1 protein-coding gene is annotated in these 255 nt (G+C 42.0%); it reads right to left on the bottom strand.

The features are described 5' to 3' along the window. Window positions 1-255, bottom strand: a 255-nt coding sequence (locus tag ACEN4I_RS13645; protein ID WP_407127865.1) for a transposase, incomplete at both ends; no start/stop codon positions are given.

The following is a 255-nucleotide window of genomic DNA, read 5'->3' as shown; positions in this document are numbered from 1 at the left end:
CAGCGACCTTGTTTACCCAATCCACTAATGTTCGGCTGTAGAGAGTTAATCCAAGTCGACTCCAGTCTTTCAGTTGTCGTTCCAAAGGAACGAACTGTTCGAACTTCATATAAGCGGCTTCTGCAATCATTGATGGACTGGCAATACTTCCTGGTAAGGCTCGTTTCAATGATGGAGCAGTTTGTATCTGATTTGTACCGCTTTTTTTACACTGACGACATTCATAACTATGTACATGATGCAACTGTCGAATAA

This window comes from Desemzia sp. FAM 23990, assembly GCF_045528485.1.
Lineage (GTDB): Bacteria > Bacillota > Bacilli > Lactobacillales > Carnobacteriaceae > Desemzia.
Note: the sequence above shows the minus strand (reverse complement) of the source record. Positions and strands in the feature narration are given on the sequence as shown.